Origin of the sequence: Brevibacillus borstelensis (assembly GCF_003710865.1) — a bacterium.
Taxonomy (GTDB): domain Bacteria; phylum Bacillota; class Bacilli; order Brevibacillales; family Brevibacillaceae; genus Brevibacillus; species Brevibacillus borstelensis.
Genome location: NZ_RHHO01000008.1, coordinates 28473 through 47814, shown reverse-complemented (window position 1 = coordinate 47814; position 19342 = coordinate 28473). Strand labels below are relative to the sequence as shown.

21 protein-coding genes and 1 other annotated feature are annotated in these 19342 nt (G+C 51.1%); of the genes, 13 read left to right on the top strand and 8 right to left on the bottom strand.

Annotated elements, in window-relative coordinates; genetic code table 11:
• Positions 1-222: 222 nt before the first annotated feature.
• Positions 223-900 (top strand): hypothetical protein, encoded by a 678-nt coding sequence (locus EDM54_RS04055; RefSeq protein WP_148040228.1) that lies wholly within the window; start codon positions 223-225, stop codon positions 898-900.
• Here the strand turns inward: EDM54_RS04055 and EDM54_RS04050 are convergent.
• The 4 genes from EDM54_RS04050 to EDM54_RS04035 all read right to left on the bottom strand — a co-directional run bounded on the left by EDM54_RS04050 (position 824) and on the right by EDM54_RS04035 (position 3229).
• The gene (locus EDM54_RS04050) at positions 824-1126 is read right to left on the bottom strand and encodes a putative quinol monooxygenase (RefSeq protein WP_081924438.1); all 303 of its coding nucleotides are present in this window, start codon (positions 1124-1126) and stop codon (positions 824-826) included. The genes EDM54_RS04055 and EDM54_RS04050 overlap by 77 nt on opposite strands.
• 34 nt (positions 1127-1160) lie before the next feature.
• On the bottom strand, positions 1161-1799 hold the full coding sequence (locus EDM54_RS04045) for a nitroreductase family protein (RefSeq protein WP_003391476.1): 639 nt from the start codon (positions 1797-1799) through the stop codon (positions 1161-1163).
• Between the two features lie 3 nt (positions 1800-1802).
• Positions 1803-2237 carry a MarR family winged helix-turn-helix transcriptional regulator gene (locus tag EDM54_RS04040; RefSeq protein ID WP_003391478.1) on the bottom strand — a complete coding sequence of 145 codons (435 nt, stop codon included), beginning with the start codon at positions 2235-2237 and terminating at the stop codon, positions 1803-1805.
• Positions 2238-2566: 329 nt separating this feature from the next.
• Entirely contained in the window at positions 2567-3229 is a 663-nt protein-coding gene (locus EDM54_RS04035) for an NAD(P)H-dependent oxidoreductase (RefSeq protein WP_003391483.1), read from the bottom strand.
• 138 nt (positions 3230-3367) lie between these two features.
• Between EDM54_RS04035 and EDM54_RS04030 the strand changes: the two genes are divergently transcribed.
• The gene (locus tag EDM54_RS04030) at positions 3368-3709 is read left to right on the top strand and encodes a winged helix-turn-helix transcriptional regulator (protein WP_031933154.1); all 342 of its coding nucleotides are present in this window, start codon (positions 3368-3370) and stop codon (positions 3707-3709) included.
• A 159-nt stretch (positions 3710-3868) separates the two neighbouring features.
• The gene (locus tag EDM54_RS04025; RefSeq protein ID WP_003391486.1) at positions 3869-4450 is read left to right on the top strand and encodes a type 1 glutamine amidotransferase family protein; all 582 of its coding nucleotides are present in this window, start codon (positions 3869-3871) and stop codon (positions 4448-4450) included.
• Between the two features lie 281 nt (positions 4451-4731).
• Here EDM54_RS04025 and glxB read toward each other — a convergent pair whose 3' ends face one another.
• Positions 4732-5115 carry a methylglyoxalase gene (gene glxB / locus EDM54_RS04020; protein WP_003391488.1) on the bottom strand — a complete coding sequence of 128 codons (384 nt, stop codon included), beginning with the start codon at positions 5113-5115 and terminating at the stop codon, positions 4732-4734.
• The gene (rlmD, locus tag EDM54_RS04015; RefSeq protein ID WP_024984715.1) at positions 5051-6607 is read right to left on the bottom strand and encodes a 23S rRNA (uracil(1939)-C(5))-methyltransferase RlmD; all 1557 of its coding nucleotides are present in this window, start codon (positions 6605-6607) and stop codon (positions 5051-5053) included. Before rlmD ends, glxB begins: the two co-directional genes overlap by 65 nt.
• Before the next feature lie 256 nt (positions 6608-6863).
• Between rlmD and EDM54_RS04010 the strand changes: the two genes are divergently transcribed.
• From EDM54_RS04010 to yhfH, 7 genes are all read left to right on the top strand, one after another.
• The gene (locus EDM54_RS04010; protein ID WP_003391496.1) at positions 6864-7427 is read left to right on the top strand and encodes an RNA polymerase sigma factor; all 564 of its coding nucleotides are present in this window, start codon (positions 6864-6866) and stop codon (positions 7425-7427) included.
• On the top strand, positions 7417-9141 hold the full coding sequence (locus EDM54_RS04005) for a DUF4179 domain-containing protein (RefSeq protein WP_051567416.1): 1725 nt from the start codon (positions 7417-7419) through the stop codon (positions 9139-9141). The genes EDM54_RS04010 and EDM54_RS04005 overlap by 11 nt, the downstream gene beginning before the upstream one ends.
• Positions 9142-9648: 507 nt before the next feature.
• Positions 9649-10209 (top strand): RNA polymerase sigma factor, encoded by a 561-nt coding sequence (locus EDM54_RS04000; protein WP_024984713.1) that lies wholly within the window; start codon positions 9649-9651, stop codon positions 10207-10209.
• Positions 10190-11890 carry a DUF4179 domain-containing protein gene (locus EDM54_RS03995; protein WP_003391502.1) on the top strand — a complete coding sequence of 567 codons (1701 nt, stop codon included), beginning with the start codon at positions 10190-10192 and terminating at the stop codon, positions 11888-11890. The genes EDM54_RS04000 and EDM54_RS03995 overlap by 20 nt, the downstream gene beginning before the upstream one ends.
• Before the next feature lie 70 nt (positions 11891-11960).
• Positions 11961-12302 carry a hypothetical protein gene (locus tag EDM54_RS03990; RefSeq protein WP_003391505.1) on the top strand — a complete coding sequence of 114 codons (342 nt, stop codon included), beginning with the start codon at positions 11961-11963 and terminating at the stop codon, positions 12300-12302.
• Between the two features lie 336 nt (positions 12303-12638).
• Positions 12639-12904, top strand: a binding site (T-box leader).
• Positions 12905-12997: 93 nt separating this feature from the next.
• Positions 12998-14245 carry a threonine ammonia-lyase IlvA gene (gene ilvA / locus EDM54_RS03985; protein ID WP_031933158.1) on the top strand — a complete coding sequence of 416 codons (1248 nt, stop codon included), beginning with the start codon at positions 12998-13000 and terminating at the stop codon, positions 14243-14245.
• Positions 14246-14456: 211 nt separating this feature from the next.
• The gene (yhfH, locus tag EDM54_RS03980) at positions 14457-14618 is read left to right on the top strand and encodes a protein YhfH (RefSeq protein WP_003391510.1); all 162 of its coding nucleotides are present in this window, start codon (positions 14457-14459) and stop codon (positions 14616-14618) included.
• 156 nt (positions 14619-14774) lie between these two features.
• Here yhfH and EDM54_RS03975 read toward each other — a convergent pair whose 3' ends face one another.
• Together EDM54_RS03975 and EDM54_RS03970 are read right to left on the bottom strand one after the other, a co-directional pair.
• Entirely contained in the window at positions 14775-15080 is a 306-nt protein-coding gene (locus tag EDM54_RS03975) for a hypothetical protein (RefSeq protein ID WP_003391512.1), read from the bottom strand.
• 1 nt (position 15081) lies between these two features.
• Positions 15082-16314 carry an aminopeptidase gene (locus EDM54_RS03970; protein ID WP_122957799.1) on the bottom strand — a complete coding sequence of 411 codons (1233 nt, stop codon included), beginning with the start codon at positions 16312-16314 and terminating at the stop codon, positions 15082-15084.
• 175 nt (positions 16315-16489) lie between these two features.
• Between EDM54_RS03970 and EDM54_RS03965 the strand changes: the two genes are divergently transcribed.
• The 3 genes from EDM54_RS03965 (at position 16490) to EDM54_RS03955 (ending at position 19287) form a co-directional block, all read left to right on the top strand.
• Positions 16490-17047: a hypothetical protein gene (locus EDM54_RS03965; RefSeq protein WP_003391518.1), complete on the top strand. Its 558-nt coding sequence runs from the start codon at positions 16490-16492 to the stop codon at positions 17045-17047.
• A gap of 82 nt (positions 17048-17129) precedes the next feature.
• Positions 17130-17693 carry a biotin transporter BioY gene (locus EDM54_RS03960; RefSeq protein ID WP_122957798.1) on the top strand — a complete coding sequence of 188 codons (564 nt, stop codon included), beginning with the start codon at positions 17130-17132 and terminating at the stop codon, positions 17691-17693.
• A gap of 244 nt (positions 17694-17937) precedes the next feature.
• On the top strand, positions 17938-19287 hold the full coding sequence (locus EDM54_RS03955; protein ID WP_024984709.1) for a cytochrome P450: 1350 nt from the start codon (positions 17938-17940) through the stop codon (positions 19285-19287).
• The last annotated feature ends 55 nt before the right edge of the window (positions 19288-19342 follow it).

Genomic DNA, 19342 nt, shown 5'->3' with positions numbered 1-19342 from the left:
TGTACTTGAAAATATGAGTTGGTGCTTTGCTGTACCGAATAAAACATTCTGTTATTATACCTTTAGGAAATTTGTGTAATTTTGAATGTGCAACTAGGAATAAAAGGCACGCTCTTTTTAACTTAACATCGTTACATCAACCAGGTCGATTATGGTCAGATACCACTATAATTGACCTGGTTTTGTTATATTAACTTTTCTTATTTTATCTCGGTCCAGACCGTGAAAAACACGGCACCCGTCCGGGCAATCGCAGGGTTCACGCGAAAAGCAGGCACGCAAATCAGCCAGGGCTTCCGGCAAATCGGCAGTGCGATCTCGCGGAGCTTGGCAACGACGGTCCTGCGGAGCAAAACGGCGGGGGCTGGCGAAGGCTTTGCGGTTAGCGTGATGGATGACCGGGCGCGCGGGGAAAAGGTGAATTACCGCAAAGCCGTGATTGCTGCGGCCATCGGGGCGCTGCTGGTGACCGGCGGATCGATTGGACTAAACAAAGCGTATTCTACCGGGCAGGAAACGGTACAGGCTGTGGTGAAGAGTGGTGCTGAGCAGGTCGAGGATAGTCTGAAGGCTGTGCTGCGAGGTGAGGGAACGGGCGACCCTTACGATCTTCTGAGACAACATGGCGTACCGACGACCCTGACGGATGAAGAGATTGCGGCGGCAAAAGCTGTGGATTTGCGGATGGAGATGAAGGGAGAAAAATCCCCCAACGTAGGCACTGTAACACTTTGTAAATTAGAAAAAAGGTCCAACTCGCTTGCCAAATTAGAAAAAAGGTCCAACTCGCTTGCCATCAAGCGGGCTGGACCTTTTGAACTGATTAGCGGGAAGTCTGTAACGGCTCTCCCTGATACAGGTCGACTTGCAACGGGGCTGAGAGAAATTCCTGGGCTTTAGCTGTGAAGGCTTTGAAGTGATCGCTTTGATTGTGGGAAGCGACCGCGTCAGGGCTCTTCCAGACTTCGGCCATCAAGAAGGTATTCTCTTTTTCCGCGGATTGATAAAGGTTGTACGAGATGTTTCCAGCTTCCGCTCGGGAGGCTTCGATCAGCGGCTGGATTTCCTGCAAAAATGTCTCGGTCTTCTCCGGATTTACGTGCATGGTGGCGTGAATGATGATCATGGTGCGTTCATCCTCTCAGCGTGTCGTTTATTCGTTACTTCCAGGTTGCGACCTTGTCCACCGGTAAACGGTAGGACGGGTGACCGCTATCGGCCGCTTTCCCGATGGAGATCAGCATGACGGGGAAGTAGCGCTTCGGATCGAGCCCGAAAGCTTCGGCAATCTTGTCTTTTTCGTATCCGCCGATCGGGTTCGTGTCATATCCGTGGGCGCGGGCGACCAGCATCAGCTGCATGGATACCAGGCCGCAGTCAATCAGGACGGTCTGCAGATTGACCTCGGGAGTCATGTTGGCGTAATACTGGGTGATGGATTCCATCAGTCTTTCTTTGACATCAGCCGGCATGTAGCCAAGCTCCACGGCTTTTCCGTAAATCTCCTCGGCATAGGCAAAGCTGTCGAGATCTCCAAAGACGGCAATCACGGCAGATGATGTTTCTACCTGGGTCTGGTTGAACCGGGCGAGGGGAGCAAGCTTCGCCTTCCCTTCAGGGCTGTCAATCACCAGGAAACGCCAAGGCTGCAAATTGACAGAGGAAGGAGCCATGTTGGCTTTCCTGAGAATTTCCGTCATTTCTTCGCGGCTGATTTTGACGGTGGGATCGTATCTTTTAATGGAACGGCGTCCGGTGACGATTTCTTGAAAATCGTTATTGAGTACTGAAGTGTTCATCTGTCATTCCCCTTCTGTGTAGTTTCGTATGTTGGATTGCATGCGCGCAAGCATCCGGGAAAGCTGCTGCTGTTCTTCCATGCTGAAATCCTGGAGCATTTGCGCCAGGAAACGCTCCATTTCCTTTCGGTAAAGGACGATTTCCTCCCGCCCATGATCCGTGAGGCGGACCAAAGTGACCCGGTTGTCGCTCGGGTTCATCCGGCGAGCGACAATGCCGTCGGCTTCCAGTTGCTTCAGATGCCGGGTAATTGCCGCACTGTCGATCTGCAATTCCTTTTGCAGAGCAGCCTGGCTGATTTCATCGGCATGGTAGAGCTGTTGAAGCAGCCGAAACCGGGACGGGCTGACACCTGTGCAATTTCCAAATTGGGCGCTTAGCAGGAGGTAGAGATTTTGAAGTTTATCAATAATGGAAGTTTCTTTTGAATCCGTCAACAAAACACCTCCCCCGTGAACACGTGCAGCCAATCGTTGACCATGTCAATAGTTGACGCATCAAATAATAGTGCAGGCATAAATATTTGTCAACGGCAGAACGTGCCAGATTTCCCTAATCTGGATAAATCGGTGTTGTATAAGATGGTTACTTGCTGTCACAGAAAATAAAGTGCGTGGCTGCTTCGGCTGATCTGTTGCATTTGTTGCAAAGAAAATCTGTTCCCATGGCATTATTTTCACCGAACAGCTCACAGGAGATTACGGAAATCCAAAATAAAAACGACCATGATAGACCAAGGTCGTTTTTATTTTGTGCAATTCCCTGTTTAGCGTACCCATTGCGCAACTTCTTCGATGGGCCTGCGTGTTTTTTCGCGTGGTTCCTGGACACGGTAGCCGAAAGCCACCATGCATGCGATTCCAAAATGGCCGTCTTCCATGACGCCGATTTCACGCAGAACCTGCTCGACCTTATCCTTATCGAAGCCTTCAATCGGGCAGGAGTCGATGCCGATCTGAGCGGCGGCTGTCATCATATTGCCGAGAGCGATGTAGCACTGTCTGGAGGCCCACTCGAACATAGCCCTTTCATTATCGAGGAGATGGAAGTCATGCTCCAGGAAATTGTGATAAATCTCCCCTTTGCGCTGAACAACTTCCGGAGGCAGCTGCTGCACGTCCTTCATGATATGCTGGATGTATGGTGAATCCGCCAGCAGATCCTCCTTCGTCCGTCCCAGGATAATGACAAAATGGCTCGCTGTTGGAAGCGACCGCTGTGCTCCCCAGGTGACCGGCAGCAGCTTTTCACGTATGTCTTGGTTTTGCAGCACGACGAATTTCCAGGGCTCAAAACCGAAAGAGCTCGGAGACAAGCGTCCTGTTTCCAGTACAAAAGCGAAATCTTCCTCGGAAATTTTCCGTCCGGGATCGAACTCTTTGCAGGCGTGCCGGAAGCGATACGCCTCCAAAATCTGTTCTTTATTCATGCGATCATCCACTCCATTTCTGTTGAATATCCATCTTTTCACAGTCGATTATAAGAGTTATATTGGGTCTACGTAAGTACGCACATTTTTGATAGGTAGTATCAATTTTTATACCAGGGAGGAAGCAGGATGGGGAAGATGTCTATCGGATTAGGTCCTTCCAGCCAAGGATGTCCCGTTGAATTTACATTGAGCGTCATTGGGGGCAAGTGGAAAGGAATCCTGTTATATCATTTGATTGACGGGCCCAAACGATTCAATGAGTTTCGGCGAATCTGCCCGAATATCACCCAGCGGATGCTTACGCTGCAGCTTCGCGAGCTTGAAGAGGATGGCATCATTCACCGGGAGGTCTATCAGCAGGTGCCTCCCAAGGTGGAATATTCCTTAACCGACTTAGGTCAAACGTTGACGCCGATCATTCTCCAGATGAAGCAGTGGGGGGAGCAAAACCGGGGGGCTGTAGCGGCTGAAAAGTGACAACTACAGCACTCCACATGTATGGAGGTTACAGGGAGTATCGTGTTAGAAAAGAGGAATGATATCGGCTCAAAGAAAACTTATCTTGCCTGACCATGCTTGTCAGTGAAGCTGGTTTACTATTAAGTTGCACAAAACTTTACCAAGGAGGGAATCACTTTGAAGGAAGTGTTGATTTTTATAACGGATGGTTTTGCTGATTGGGAGGCAAGCTACGTCAGTTCAGAGCTGAACAAGCCAGAAACAGGATATCGTGTAAAGACGATCGCGATTGATCGGGAGCCCAAGGTTTCGATGGGGGGATTAACAGTCCTTCCTGATTACAGCGTAGGCGAATTCAATCCGAATCTCGATATCGCAATGTTGATCATCCCTGGTGGAACGGGATGGAGAGAAGCAAAGAATCAGCAAGCAAAAGTAATCGTTGACTATTGTGTGAGCAAGGATATTCCTGTCGCGGCGATCTGCGATGCGACCACTTTCTTGGGAAACCACGGATATTTGGATAATCATAAACATACAGGCAATACGTTGCCTTATTTGAAGCAAGGAGCTCCGAACTACAGAGGGGATCAGCATTATGTAGATGCGCAGTCTGTCCGTGACGAGAATCTCATCACTGCGAATGGGAGCGGTGCATTGGAGTTTTCAAGGCATATCCTGGAGAGATTGGGTGTATTAGAAGGCGATGAATTGAATGAATGGTACGAAATATTTAAAAAGGGCTACTTCCCCTCATAATATTTACGTTTGATAGGAAAGCACGAGAGCGTACACGGCTGGAGTGCTTTCCTATTTTTCAGCTCTCAAATCAGGCAAGCCTCACAGATGCCTCTACATGGCTTGAGTGTCGGTCACTGTAAATGAAGCCGAAAGAAGAGGGTAGGGGTGAATTTATGATGAATGTTCACCGAGCCATCAGCTTTATTGAGAGTGGTTCTGCATACTGCTTTCGGTTGCAAAAAACACTTCACCAAACTTACCCGTAAAGTTGTTAAGAACTAGGTCACTTCGTCATGGAGTTACTGCTGCAAGATTTGAATCAGGTTGCCGCATGTATCGTCGAAGACAGCTATTGTGACTTCGCCCATTTTTGTCGGTTCCATTGTAAACGTTACGCCTTTGGCGATTAATCGTTCGTACTCTTTTTGAATATCGGCAACGCCAAACATCGTTGCTGGAATGCCATCGGCTAATAACCTCTGTTGATACTCTTTGGCGGCAGGGTGGTTGTTCGGTTCGAGTACAAGCTCGGTACCGTCTTGTTCTTCGGCAGAAACAAGCGTTATCCATCTAAATTCTCCTGCGGGAACGTCATGCTTTTTTACAAAGCCCAGCTTTTCAGTATAAAACTCGAGTGCCTTGTCTTGGTCGTCTACGAATATGCTGGTGACAATGATTTTCATCATATTTTGCCTCCTTTGATATTTTGACGCTGGTTCCCCCTCTGCATTTTCCCGCCGATCCATCTCCGATTTTCTTGTTCTTTCTCACCAACAGCGATACCGCCTCCACATGCGCCGTATGCGGAAACATATCCACCGGCTGCACCTGCACCAGCTCATACTCGGCCAACAGCTTGGCAATATCCTTCGCCAGTGTAGACGGATTGCAGGATACATAAACAAGCTTCTTCGGCTGTACCTCCAGCAGCGAACGGATCAAAGCGTCGTCCAGCCCCGTTCGAGGCGGGTCCACCACGACGACGTCCGGCTTTATCCCTTGCTTGGCCCACTTGGGCATCAGCACCTCGGCGCGGCCTACATGAAACTGTACGTTCTGGGCCCGGTTGCGCTCGGCGTTTGTCCGGGCATCCTCCACCGCCTCGGGGATCAGCTCAATACCCCGAACCTCACGTGCATACGGGGCCAGCCAAAGCGAGATCGTTCCCGTCCCGCAGTATAAATCCAGCAAAAGCTCGCTGCCGGTCAGTCCGGCGGCTTTTTTTACTTCGTCGTACAGCTTGCGGGTCTGCTCCGGATTCAGCTGAAAAAAGGCCCGGGCCGACAGGTCAAACGAAAGCTCGCCCAGCTTTTCGGCGATGGACGGCCGCCCCCACAGCTCGCGGGTCGTATCGCCAAAGATGACCGAAGTCTTTTTCGGATTGACGTTCTGCACGATGCTGACCAGCTCAGGCAGGCGCGTCCGCAGCTCGAGGATGAGCTCCTTGACTCGCGGAATGTCAGGTGTGGCCGTCACAAGCGTCAGCTGCGTTTCACCGGTGGCAAACGCCACACGTGCCACCACCGTCCGGATCACGCCCGTCCGCTTCCGTTCATCGTAGACGGGGATTCCCAGTTCCTCGATGACCTTTTTTGCCGTGCGAACAATGGTCGTAGTAGCTTCGTGCTGCACCTGGCAGGTCTCCAGGTCCACAAGCTGATGAGACCCGGTCTGATACAGTCCGGCCACCAGCTTTCCGTCCTGTCTGCCGACCTGAAACTGTGCCTTGTTGCGGTAGCCCCAAGGGTTGTCCATACCGATTGTCGGGGCTACCGGGGGATTTTCCAGACGGGCGTACTTTCGCAGCGATTCGATGACCAGCTCCTGTTTGGAGGCGAGCTGTGCCTGATAGTCCATATGCTGGAGGCTGCATCCGCCGCACTGTTCATACACGGGACAGGGCGGTTCGACGCGAGCCGGCGATTTTTCTACGACACGCAGCAGCTTGGCGACTGCGTATTTTTCCTTTACCTCGGTTACCTCTGCATGGACTACCTCACCTGGCAGCGCCTTTTCTACGAACACAATTTTTCGCTTGAAATAGCCGATGCCTTCTCCGTTGATGCCCAGACTTTTGATCGTCAGGGTCATCTGCTGGCCGACCGCGAGTTTTGCGTCCGGTTGTTTATCATTTCTGGGACGAGTGTTATTCTGATGCTTGCCAGGTGACTTCATGGGGTGCAGCTCTCCTTACTTTGTGATGATTCTATTATACCTTGTCTCAGCCCTCTGACCCAAGCTTGGCAAGCAGGCAGGGCAAGAATGGCTTTTTCCTCGGGAGGGAGGAAGCTGTTTCGTACTTATTTGATCCATTGCAGAAAAAAATGATGGAAATAGGGAGAAAGATAATGCCGGTTTATCCGTTATAGCTGATGAACAGACAAAAAGGCTAAAAACTGCGCAGTCACCTTTTTGGATGGGAGGATACCACATGCAGGAGGAATGGGAGCTGATCGAACAGCTTCGAAGGGGAAACAAACAGGCGTACACAGAGATTGTCGAGCGCTATAAAGGGAAAATCTACGCATTTCTGTACAGAATGATCGGCCACTCGCAGGATGCTCAGGACTTGACGCAGGAGGTATTTATCAAGGCGTATTGCAAAATTGGCGATTATCGGCCGGACTTCCGCTTTTCTGCCTGGCTGTTTCGGATTGCCGCCAATCATTGTCTGGATGAGCTGCGAAAGCGAAAGCGCCTGCCTGCGACAACAGCGGAAGAAAGCGAACTGGTTCATGAGAATACACCTGAACGAATTTTGCTGGCCAAAGAGCAACATGAAGTGCTGCACGAGAAACTGCTGGCACTGGAGGACGATCATCGGGTCATTTTGCTCCTTCGTTATGTAGAGCAGCTAAGCTACAAGGAAATTGCAGAAGTCCTGTCCATTCCGGTAACGACGGTGCAGATGCGGATTTTTCGGGCACATAAAAAATTGCGACAGTATATGATTCCCGTGAAAGGTGGTGGTCCTGTTGAGGTGCGTGAAGTCTAATCAACTGAAGGCATATCTGAGCGACGACCTGCCTCACTCGGAGAGCCTGCTGGTAGAACGTCATGTTGAAGAATGCAGCTATTGCCAAAGCGAGTTGGAAAAGATCGGAGGAGAACTGCGAGAGATCCGGGTTTTGGGGGACATCCCGCCGTTGCCGGATGCGTTCACGGAGGAAGTGGCAAACAAGCTTGCGCATCTTCCATTTCCCTTTCAGGCGCAGGATGAACGAATGCAGGTTGCCTTGAATAAACCAATCAATTGGAAGAAAAGGAGCATGGATATTATGAAGAAGACAGCGATTACCGTAGCCGGTCTTGCGGCTGCCGTTACATTCGGAACGATGGTTTCACCGACGTTTGCCAATTACGTAAACAGTTTGTTCAATACCGTAAATCAAGCGGACGGCGGCATGAAAAATGCGGCGGCCGAAGGCTACGTACAGGAAGTAGGCAAGAAAGTGACAGACAAAGGCATCACTGTAACTGTCAAGGAAGTGCTCGCCGATCCGACGCGTATCGCTTTGATCTTTGAAATGGTCGATAAAGATGGAAAGAAGCTTGACTTTAAGGCAGGCGAATACGGTGGGGAATTTACGCTTACGGACAAGGCCGGGAAAGACCTGAATCCCGAGGGAGATGGCTGGAGATGGGGAAAATACGGGGATTACATGCTTATTAGCAAAAACCTGCGTGATGTATTCGACAGTGCAGAGAAGGTACCTGACGAGCTTACGGTTGGATTTGCGTTCAATAAAATCCGGGGCACCGAAGGATCATGGAAGCTGGATATCCCTATTGATATGAAGAAGGCAAAAGAAGTGGCAAAAACGATAGAGATCAATCAGGAGTACACATCCCCGCAGGGAGTCGTCATCAAGCTGGACAACATCATGACCGTGCCCAGCGCCAGTCTGCTCAGCCTGGAGACGCATTGGAACGAGCAGAGAAACAAGGAGTATTGGAAGCTGATCGAGGAGAAAGGCTGGAATGATGCGCCAGAGGAGCCAAGGAAGGAAATGCGGTTAACCCCTGGAGAGATTATGCAAGACTTTTTGACTAGCTATAATCTGGCGTATGAAATTCTCGACGAAAAGGGAAAGCGGATCGCCGGTCGGGATGATACGTTTTTCAAGACTTTGAACGGTATTGAAAAAAATAGCGTACACAGCATAAGTTCAGGAAGAGGAGAGGGCGATAGCCAAACAATGGAGTGGTGGCACGGATTTACACCGTTTACAGGCTATGAAAAGCTGACCTTCAAGCTCCATTCGATCTATCTGAATGAACCGGCTTCCTTCGAGGCCAAGATTGCCCTCGATGAATTGAACAAGCAGCCGGTGACGGTTGAAAACAGCGGAAGCACCTTTACCTTTAGCAAATTCCACCTGAAGACAACGGAAGCAGAGGAAAAGATCGGAGGGTACAAGTCGGAGGGGAAAGGCGGGATCATCGAGTTTGAGGCAACCCTGCCAAAGGACATCGTCTACATCACCGATTGGAAAGCAAAAGACGAGGCAGGCAACGTATACAGTGTGAGCATGGACCACAGCGACGGTGAGTACATCCGCGGCAAAGACGGACGCGTGCAGTTTAAAAGCGCTCTGTTCATAGACGGCTTGGAAAAGCAGCCGAAGGAGTTGACGATCAGCTACGGAATTCAGGAACACCAGTACCGCGACGTCAACTGGGAAGTACCCATCCAGCTTGACAAGTAAGGCAAGCTTTCGCTCTCTTTTTGCAAGAATAGGGCAGCGAAATTGCGGGGGGAGTTGTAAAATTTCTCCCCTCCCGCGTGAATATCAAATTTCGACGAAAAAGAGGGCGTGATGTCCCTCTTTTTTTGTTATTGTCTTTCCGCACCGGCAAGCGAACTGCCTCCACCTGCTGTAATCCTCCTACTCCCCCCTAACGTTAAAACATCAGAAAGCATACTCGTTCAAGAGCCTCCCTAAAAATTTCCCTAAGATTTGAAAGAAAAGGATGAAAACGTTCGTTATACTTCATGAACACAGCCAAACAGTCTGCCAGTATCAGCCGCATGCCTGAGGAGCGGCGACGATAACCTGGATGCAAAAAGGGATCAGCCAATTTGGTTATCGGAAGCCAGCGGGACAATGGCGTCTGGAACAGCGGCATTTCCGTTAGGGAAAATTTGCAGACCTGTTTTGGCAAAAAGGCAATCGCTGCGCAGCAAGCCTTTTGCATAGGAGGAAAAGAAAAACATGCAGGACGATAACGAGCTCGTTCGTCTGGTGCTAGGGGGAAACCAGCAAGCCTATGCACGACTTGTCGACAAGTATAAAGGAAAAATATTTGCCTACCTGTACCGGATGATTGGACAGAAGCAGGATGCCCAGGATTTGGCCCAGGAGGTTTTTACGAAGGCGTATTTCCAACTAGGCAAGTTTCAACAGGACCGCAATTTTTCAGCGTGGCTCTACCGTGTTGCTGCCAACCACTGTCTGGATGAACTCAGACGGCGGAAGCGCACCGTTAAAACCACTGGCGAAGAAGTGGAACTGATCGAAATGGAGACGCCGGAGGAAGCTTTCTTGCAAAAAGAGCAGAAACAGGTGCTTCTCCGCCGGATTATGGACTTGGAAGAGGAATACCGGTCAGTGTTCGTGCTGCGCTACATCGACCAGCTCAGCTACAAGGAGATCAGCGAGGCGCTGGCGCTTCCGATGACGACTGTCCAGATGCGGATTCACCGGGCGAAGAAGAAGCTGCGGGAGAGCTTGGAGAAAGGGGGGACTTCCTTGTATGAAATGTCACAAATCTGACCAGTTGAAGCCGTATTTCGACGGGAAGCTCTCCCCGCTGGAATCAGCCAGGCTGGAGCAGCATGTCGATCTATGCATCCCTTGTCAGGAAGAATTGGCTCACATCATGGAGGGTACGCCAGAAGCGGAAGAACTGCTGGCAGAGGAGCTGCTCTCTCCTCGCTTTACAGAGCTGGTCATGGAGGATATTGCCAGGCAAGAGAAAAGCAGGAACAAAAGAAAAACGTGGAAAAAAAGGAGCATGGATATTATGAAGAAGACAGCGATTGCCGTAGCCGGTCTTACGGCTGCCGTTACATTCGGAACGATGGTTTCGCCGACGTTTGCCAATTACGTAAACAGTTTGTTCAATACTGTTAAAGATGTGGACGGGGGCTTGAAACAAGCAGCGGTCGAGGGCTACGCCCAGCAAATCAACAAGCAGGTAACGGATAAAGGCTACACCGTGACCGTCAAGGAAGTGCTCGCCGATCCGACGCGCATTGCCCTGATCTTTGAGATTGTCGATAAGGATGGAAAGAAGCTGGATTTCAAGGCGGGCAATTACGAAGAGAGCTTTACGCTTACAGACAAGGCCGGCAACGACCTGAATCCCGAGGGAGATGGCTGGGCACGTGGGAAATACGGGGATTACATGCTTGTCAGACAGGATTTGTATGACATATTTGACTCAGTAGAGAAAGTGCCAGACGAGCTTACGGTCGGCGTTGAGTTCAATAAAATCATGGACACCGAAGGCTCGTGGAAGCTCGATATTCCCATCGATATGAAAAAGGCTAAAGAAGTGGCGAAAACGGTAGTGATCAATCAGGAGTATACTTCGCCGCAGGGGGTCGTCATCAAGCTGGATAACATCATGACCGTTCCCAGCGCCAGTCTGCTTACCCTAGAGACGGCTTGGAACGAACAGAAAAACAAGGAGTATAGGAAGCTGATCGAGGAGAAAGGCTGGAATGATGCGCCTGAGGGGCCCAGGAAGGAAATGCGGTTAACTCCTGGAGAACTGATGCAGTACTACTTGACTGATTACGGTCTGGCCTATGAAATTCTTGACGAAAAGGGGAATCTGATCGCAGGTCGGGATGATACCATGTTCGAAACCTTGAACGGCATTAGAAAAAATGAGGTGCGCAACACCAGCAAAGGCAAAGGAAAAGGCGAAGGACAAGGAAGGGTGTGGTGGGACGGTTTTGCACCGTTTACAGGCCATGAAAAGCTGACCTTCAAGCTTCACTCGATTTATCTGAATGAACCGGCGTCCTTTGAGGCCAAGATTTCTCTCGATGAATTAAGCAAACAGCCGGTGACGGTTAAAAACAGCGGAAGCACCTTTACATTCAGCAAATTCCACCTGAAGACGACGGAAGAAAAGGAGAGGTTCGGAAGGCACGAGTCTCGTGGCAAAGGCGGAATCATCGAGTTTGAAGCAACCCTGCCGAATGACATCGTATATATTACCGATTGGAAGGCAACAGACGACAAAGGCAACGTATACCGTATGAGCATGGACAACGGCGACGGAGAGTATACCCGCGACAAAGACGGACGCGTGCAAATCAAGAGTGCTCTATTCATAAGCGGCCTCGAGAAGCAGCCGAAGGAGCTGACCATCACCTACGGCATTCAGGAACGTCAGTACCGCGACCTCAATTGGGAAGTTCCCATCCAGCTTGACAAGTAATGCCAGCTTTCGTGCGCTCTCTCTTTTTGCTATAATAGGGCAGAGAAAATTGAGGGAGTTGTGACGGAGGATGCAAGAGCTGTTTGACAAAATGAAGGAATACTTGAATATGGACACGGAAATTTCCTTTGAAGAGTTTGACGGTTACTATAAAAAGGTGACAGCGTTCCTGAACGACAACTGGACCGGCCTGGGCGAGGACGACACCATGCATATGCTGTTCATCCTAGACAACCTGAAGTCCAACGGGGAAGACCGTTCCAAGCGCAAGACCAAGGAAGCCAAGAAGTACGCCAAAATGGCACAGCGCTGCGAAATCTGGGCGACCGCTCTGATCAATCGTCTGCGTGAAGCAGGCCTGACCGACGAAGAAATCGGCAAGCGCTACGAAACGATTTACGAAGCCGTATAAGCAAATTGTGAAGCCGCATAAGCAAATTGCGAAGCGGTGTAGGCAAGATGCAAAGCAGTGTAAGCAAATAGCAAGGAAGTGTAAGCAAACCGAGGGGAAACCCCGGAAGCAACTGAGCGCACAAGAAGGCGGAGGATGCGGCAAGCATTCTCCGCTTTTTTATAAAAAGCTGGTTGCGACCTCTAAGTTGAGCCTTTTAAGTTGAGCCCTTTTGAGTGGCTCCCTTTTGCTCGGACTCATGATAGACCTGTTCCCTTGAAATAAGCACATCCTATTGACAAAGAGCAGACAAAAATCTATAATTTTTAACTAATTTAAAATATTACGTAAGGACGAAAAGAAGCGTAGAAAAGGAAGAGTAGGAGCAAAGGCGACGCGCAGAGAGCCATCCCCCTGTGCTGAAAGGATGGACGTCAGCTTGCTGTGAAAATCACCTTGGAGCTGTGTTCTTGAAAGTTTCGCGGATGCGATTCGAGTAAAGGACAACGGAAGCCGCCACCGTTATCCGGCGGAGTCTCTAGATTTCACCGGAGACTCTCAAAGTCTGTTTTTCGCAAGGAAACAGAGAAGCTGAGTGGTACCGCGATGCCCTCGCCTCAGCCAGTCGTGCGCAATTTTTGCACAGCTGGCCGACGGCGGGGGCTTTCTTCTTTTCGAAAAAGAAACAGGGTGTGCACCAGGAGAGGAGCAAGACCATGAAAACAGTAAGTATGGAAGATATCATCGTTGCCAATCACGTACTGAAGGATGTGATCGCAAAAACGCCGCTGCAGCTAAACAAGCGGCTGTCGGAACGGTACGGCTGTCATGTGTATCTGAAACGAGAGGATTTGCAGGTAGTCCGTTCCTTCAAAATCAGAGGGGCGTACAATCTCATCCGCAATTTGTCCGACGAAGAACGCCAAAGGGGTGTCGTTTGCGCCAGCGCAGGCAACCATGCGCAGGGTGTGGCCTATTCCTGCCAGCTATTGCAGATTCGCGGCACGATTTTCATGCCGGCCACGACGCCCAGGCAGAAGGTAACACAGGTCAAGCTGTTTGGCGGAGACTACGTGGATGTTGTCTTGGGCGGAGACACGTTTGACGACTCGTTTGCGGAAGCCATGACATTTTGTCTGCAGGAAAGCATGACCTTCGTCCACCCGTTTGACGATCCGTACGTAGTGGCCGGACAGGGGACGGTAGGGGCAGAGATCATGAACGACATGGACGAGCCTGTCGATTATGTCTTCATGAGCATCGGCGGCGGAGGGCTTGCCGCAGGTGTGGGAACGTATGTAAAAGGAATCAGCCCGTCCTCGCGGATCATCGGCGTGGAGCCTGCGGGAGCGGCTTCTATGACAGAAGCGCTGGCCCACGATGATGTGGTTACGCTTGACGAAATCGACAAGTTCGTGGATGGAGCGGCGGTCAAGCAGGTGGGACAGCTTACGCGGGAAATATGCAAGGAAGTGCTGGACGACATCGTGCTTGTTCCGGAGGGGAAGGTCTGCACGTCTATTTTGGAGATGTACAATGAAAATGCCATCGTCGTGGAACCAGCCGGAGCCCTGCCGATTGCGGCTCTTGATCTGTACCGGGAGCAAATCGCAGGGAAAAACGTCGTCTGCATCATCAGCGGCGGCAACAACGATATCGACCGGATGCAGGAGATCAAGGAACGCTCGCTGTTGTATGAGGGGCTGAAGCACTACTTCATCATCAACTTCCCGCAGCGTGCCGGAGCCTTGCGCGAGTTCATCGACGGGGTACTGGGGCCGCATGACGATATCACCCGGTTTGAGTACACAAAAAAGAACAACAAGGACAACGGCCCTGCACTGGTCGGGATCGAACTGAAGTCTCAGGAGGATTACGAGCCCTTGATCGATCGGATGAAAAAGCACGGCATCCGCTATGTGGAAATTACCCATGATCCGTATCTGTTTAATCTGCTGATCTAGGCCCGGGATGCCTGAAATTATGGTACAAACAATTGTTGTAATACAGTAAGGAATAGTCAAAAAAGTGCTAATACAGAGAAAACAGGAGCAAACAGAAGCGAGAGCGAGCAAGTCTGTGATAATACAGCATAATGTTTTATAACAAAGTTTTATAAAACAAGTGCTGTTATAATACAATAACCTCAACGAACAAAATCGGGGGGTTATGGTCATGACGCCAATCACGACGTTCTTTCGCAATCTCGAATCGAAATGCTGCGCAGCTTGCGGCCAAACGATGGTCGAGCAGGCCGAGTCTTATATGACAGAGTGCTTTGCTTGCCAGGAAAAGGCCACACACGATGCATACCTGTATTATCACACAAAGAAATAGGCAGCCCCGCGATAGCATATGAGGAGCAACTGCCATGTATATAGAAAGAATTCAGCGCTTGCAAAGAAATGGATAGAGCAGCAGAGAAATGTCTCTGTCGACTCTATCCATCTTTTTTTCAAATCGGTTTGGGGAAGACAAGTCTTCTCGTTTTCGCTACCTTTTGTTCAAAACGACTTTTTCTGCCTGTTCCTTGACGTAATCGATCAAGCCGAGCTGAAAACCGCGATTTTCGAGCAGCCGTTTTGCTTCATACGTTCCCGAGTAATAAGCGAGTACGTGAGGATCAGTTTCCAGCACGTGGCGGCACGCTTCATCCTGCCACAGCTCCTGGTACCAGTCAGCCTGCTTGATCTTTTCGATAAGCTCTTCGTAGGGCGGCTCCGGCTTTTTCCACGGATTCAACCGGTGGAAAATTTCTGCCACGATCGCGACTACGACCAATATTCCGATTAAAAACATGCTAGAAGGCCCAGTTGCCGCCGCGGAACAGAGGCTCTCTCGTACCGTCGGCAGCAATACCGTCGATGTCCATTTCATCTGATCCAATCATGAAATCGACATGAGCCAGGCTGGTGTTGATGCCTCGCCTGTCCAGCTCCTCAGGCGACAGGCTGGTTCCTCCCTCGATGCAGACGGGGTAGGCATTCCCGATCGCGAGGTGGTTGGAGGCGTTTTCGTCAAAGAGCGTGGAGAAGAAGATCATATTTGACTGGGAAATCGGAGACTGATGCGGAACCAAGGCGACTTCCCCGAGATAATGGGAGCCTTCGTCCATCTCGATCAGCTGCTGCAATACTTCATAGCCCGTTTCCGCAGAGAAATCGACAATCCGACCGTTTTCAAAGGTGAGCGAAAAATTCTCGATCAGATTTCCGTTGTAGCTGATCGGCTTCGTGCTGCGTACGACACCGGAAACGCCCGTCTTCTTCGGAGCGGTGAAAACCTCTTCTGTCGGCATATTGGCCATGAAGGGGACCCCTTTGGCGTTTACGCCGCCTCCGCCGATCCAGATGTGAGATGTCGGCAGTTCGATCGTCAGGTCGGTACCCGGCGCCTTGTAGTGCAGGGCGTGGTACTGCTTCGCATTGAGATATTCGACTCTTTGGTTCAGATTCTCCTGATGTTCTCTCCAGGCCTGAACCGGATCGTCCTGATCGACGCGGGTAGCGCGGAAAATGGCCTGCCAGAGCGCCACGATTCGCTGCTGCTCGGGAAGGTCGGGGAAGACCATCGCCGCCCAGGCAGGGTTCGGTGCGGCGATCACGGACCAGCTCACCTGATCGCTCATCGTATAGCTGCGGAATTTGTTTAACGCTTGACCGGCTGACTTTTTCGCGGCAGCCAGACGCTCGGGGTGAACGCCCTTCAACAGATTCGGATCGGAATCGATGATGCTGAGAAAGGCCGCCCCTTCTTCTGCCATCGTTTCCATCCCTTTTGCTTTCCACAGCGGATACTCATGAAAGGCCTCGTCCGGTGCGAGATCGTACTTCATCCGTGTCAGCTCGTCATCGCGCCATTCCATATGTACGTCTTTTGCCCCTGCTTCGTACGCTTTTCGTGCAATTTTTCGCACCAGATCGGCGGAGGAAAGGGAAGCGGTGATCACCAGAGTCTGTCCAGGCTGCACATTTACGCCGACTTTTACCGCCAATGACGCATACCGGTCCAGCATGGTATCGAATGCATTCATGAAAAAACCTCCTCACAACAACGGATTCTCTTTTTCAGGGATCGCAGTGATGAATGAGCTTATTATAACAGAGCGTAAAGCTGGCATGCTCTTGAACTTGAGACTTCGCTTGCAATGAAAAGAATTTAGGGGCACTCTATGGAGAAAGAGGTGCAAGGGAAAAGGAGGAGCGGACATGTTTCACCCGCTTGTTTTTGACAATATCAAAGTGGTGCTGGAAGGAGCCGTGTACGACAGGGACTTTGAAGGCAGCATCACGATTATCGGGCGTTCGGACACCATGGATCTGGCGACGTTCCACAGGCAGTTTCAGATCGATTTTCGGCTGGCAGACGAATTCGGGGAGGCAAAGGGTGTCTTCGCCCAGATGCAGCTGCGTACGTCGCTTGCCGATATTGCGGCCGAACAGCTGGAGCAGCCTTTGACAGAGCATATCGGCTGTACGATCTGCATCCATTTTTTCATGACAGTCACCGATGTGCAGCGGGAGACAGAAGCCGTGGCGCAGATGCTGAATGATATCTGGGGGAATCGGCCGTACATAACGCAAACCATTAAAGCCAAGCTGGACGAGTATCAGCTCCACTGGCCGCCCAAACAGTACGAAAACCAGATCACACTCGACTTTCATCGCAAAATCGACGAGGGCAACATCGAGGATCTCCGCGGCTTGGTGGATCATACAATCGCATCGCTCACACAACTGCATGCCGTCCTTGCGAAAAGATCGTGAAGTAACTGTTTACAAGCAGAAAAACAGGCAGTATCATTTTGTTAACGCACTTTATTTTTAAGTTGACAAAATGGAGGCTATCATGAGAAACGAACGATTGAAATGGCTGGTGCTTTCTGCCATCTTTGCCGCTGTAACGGCTGTCTTTTCGCAAATTACGATTCCGCTGCCGCTTATTCCGATTACGGGTCAGACGCTGGCTGTCGGCTTTACCGCGACGATTCTGGGGAGCAGGCGGGGGACCGTAGCGATTCTCATCTACGTCCTGCTGGGTGCAGTAGGCCTTCCTGTATTCTCAGGTGCTAGCGGTGGACCACAGGTATTGGTGGACAAAACCGGCGGTTACATTTTTGGCTTTATTTTTACGGCTTTTGCCACTGGTCTCATTCTCGAAAAAACGCGTTTTACCTTTACATGGGCTCTGGTCGCAAATATTGTCGGCATGATTATTACGCTCATCTTCGGGTCGGTCCAGCTCAAGTACGTTCTGGACATTCCGTGGGACAAGGCTTTTGCCGGAGGAGCCGTACCATTCCTGCTGGTAGGTGTCGTCAAAGCCGTCCTGGCTGCCTGGATCGGCATCAAGGTGCGCGAGCGGCTCGTATCCTCAAATCTGCTTCAGGCACACAGCAGACCGCTATCCTGAAACAATCCAAATCGCTCGCCGAGTTCGGGCGATTTTTTTTATTGCCCGAATCCTTGTATCCACATTTTGATGGTTTACGGCAGTTCAGTCCATTGTCCGTGTCCTCGGTGGTTGCGAGACCTCCTCCGACAGCAACATCGACAGTCATTTCTCTCAGACATGGCACTCATGGTATAAACGGCCAGACTGGTTGGATACTACAAACAGTATTGGGAAAAACACGACTGAGAATGGGGGAATGATCGTGAATATAACCACCATACCTGGCCCAAAAGGACTGCCGATCTCGGGCAACCTGCTCGCCTTTCGCCGGGACCCGCTCCGCTTCCTGCGCGAAGCTGCGAAAGAACACGGCGATGTGGCCCACTTTCGCTTTGGCCCCTCGCGGCATGTGTATTTGATCAGCAATCCGGACATGATCAAGGAAATTCTGGTGAGCAAGCAGGCCCATTTTCGCAAAGGAAAAGGCTTGCAGGTCGCCCGGGCGGTCGTCGGTGACGGCATCCTCACCAGCGAAGGACAGAAGCACATACGCCAGCGCAGGCTGATGCAGCCGGCATTCCACCGCGAGCGGATCGCGACCTACGGCGAGTCCATGGTCCAGCAGGCGATAAGCTTGATGGATGACTGGAAAGCAGGAGATGTACGCGATGTGCATGAAGACATGATGAAAGTGACGCTGGCGATTATCACAGAGACGATGTTTGGCAAAGGTCTCAAGGAAGGCGCCGACCAGATCGCCAGGGCCATCGATGTGGGCCTGAAATACGTCTCGACGAAAGCGTCGTCCTTCATCGACATTCCGCTCACCGTTCCGACCTCAAGCAACCGGCAGTTCCGCGAGTCAGCCGAGCTGCTCGACAAGACGATTTACAACATCATCGAAGAGCGCCGCCGTGAAGGAGATCAGGGGCGCACTGACCTATTGGCGATGCTGCTGGCGGCAAGAGATGAGGATGACGGCAAAGGAATGACGGATGAGCAGGTAAGAGACGAAGTCATGACCATCTTTGTCGCAGGCCATGAGACGACAGCCAACACGATGTCCTGGATCTGGTATCTGCTGGCGACCAACCCTGAGGCGGAAAAAAAGCTCTGGGCCGAGCTGGACGCGGTGTTGGGAGGACGGCTGCCCACGGTAGAGGATATTCCGAATCTGAAGTATGTAAACCAGATTATCAGCGAAACGCTGCGCTTGTACCCGGCGGCTTGGACGATCAACCGGGAAGTCGCCGAAGAAGTGGAGATCGGGGGGCATACGTACAAGCCCGGAGATACGCTCATGATGAGCCAGTACGTCATGCACAGAAGCGAGAAGTACTACGACAGGCCGGAGGATTTCATCCCGGAACGGTTTGAGGGGGACTTGCTGAAGCGTATCCCGCAATACGCCTACTTTCCGTTTGGCGGAGGTCCGCGCATCTGTATCGGGAACAACTTTGCCCTGATGGAAGCCGCGCTGCTGCTCGCTACGTTCGCACAGAAGTATCGCTTTCAGCTCGCCGACCCGGGCAAGCCCGTGGAAGCGGAGCCGCTTGTCACCCTTCGCCCGAAAGGCGGTCTGATGATGAGGCTGGAGGCGCGGTCGCAATAACGAAAGGGCACAGAAAAAGACACGGACCATTGACGGTTCGTGTCTTTTTGCATAA

Bases quoted from the DNA above. Each gene is read 5' to 3' on its own strand.
- EDM54_RS03965 (WP_003391518.1), top strand. From the start codon at position 16,490: ATGTTTCACCCGCTTGTTTTTGACAATATCAAAGTGGTGCTGGAAGGA.
- EDM54_RS03960 (WP_122957798.1), top strand. From the start codon at position 17,130: ATGAGAAACGAACGATTGAAATGGCTGGTGCTTTCTGCCATCTTTGCC.
- rlmD (WP_024984715.1), bottom strand. From the start codon at position 6,607: ATGAAGTCACCTGGCAAGCATCAGAATAACACTCGTCCCAGAAATGAT.
- EDM54_RS04000 (WP_024984713.1), top strand. From the start codon at position 9,649: ATGCAGGACGATAACGAGCTCGTTCGTCTGGTGCTAGGGGGAAACCAG.
- EDM54_RS04045 (WP_003391476.1), bottom strand. From the start codon at position 1,799: ATGAACACTTCAGTACTCAATAACGATTTTCAAGAAATCGTCACCGGA.
- ilvA (WP_031933158.1), top strand. From the start codon at position 12,998: ATGAAAACAGTAAGTATGGAAGATATCATCGTTGCCAATCACGTACTG.
- yhfH (WP_003391510.1), top strand. From the start codon at position 14,457: ATGACGCCAATCACGACGTTCTTTCGCAATCTCGAATCGAAATGCTGC.
- EDM54_RS03990 (WP_003391505.1), top strand. From the start codon at position 11,961: ATGCAAGAGCTGTTTGACAAAATGAAGGAATACTTGAATATGGACACG.
- EDM54_RS03995 (WP_003391502.1), top strand. From the start codon at position 10,190: ATGAAATGTCACAAATCTGACCAGTTGAAGCCGTATTTCGACGGGAAG.
- EDM54_RS04030 (WP_031933154.1), top strand. From the start codon at position 3,368: ATGTCTATCGGATTAGGTCCTTCCAGCCAAGGATGTCCCGTTGAATTT.
- EDM54_RS04010 (WP_003391496.1), top strand. From the start codon at position 6,864: ATGCAGGAGGAATGGGAGCTGATCGAACAGCTTCGAAGGGGAAACAAA.
- glxB (WP_003391488.1), bottom strand. From the start codon at position 5,115: ATGAAAATCATTGTCACCAGCATATTCGTAGACGACCAAGACAAGGCA.
- EDM54_RS04050 (WP_081924438.1), bottom strand. From the start codon at position 1,126: ATGATCATCATTCACGCCACCATGCACGTAAATCCGGAGAAGACCGAG.
- EDM54_RS04035 (WP_003391483.1), bottom strand. From the start codon at position 3,229: ATGAATAAAGAACAGATTTTGGAGGCGTATCGCTTCCGGCACGCCTGC.
- EDM54_RS03970 (WP_122957799.1), bottom strand. From the start codon at position 16,314: ATGAATGCATTCGATACCATGCTGGACCGGTATGCGTCATTGGCGGTA.
- EDM54_RS03975 (WP_003391512.1), bottom strand. From the start codon at position 15,080: ATGTTTTTAATCGGAATATTGGTCGTAGTCGCGATCGTGGCAGAAATT.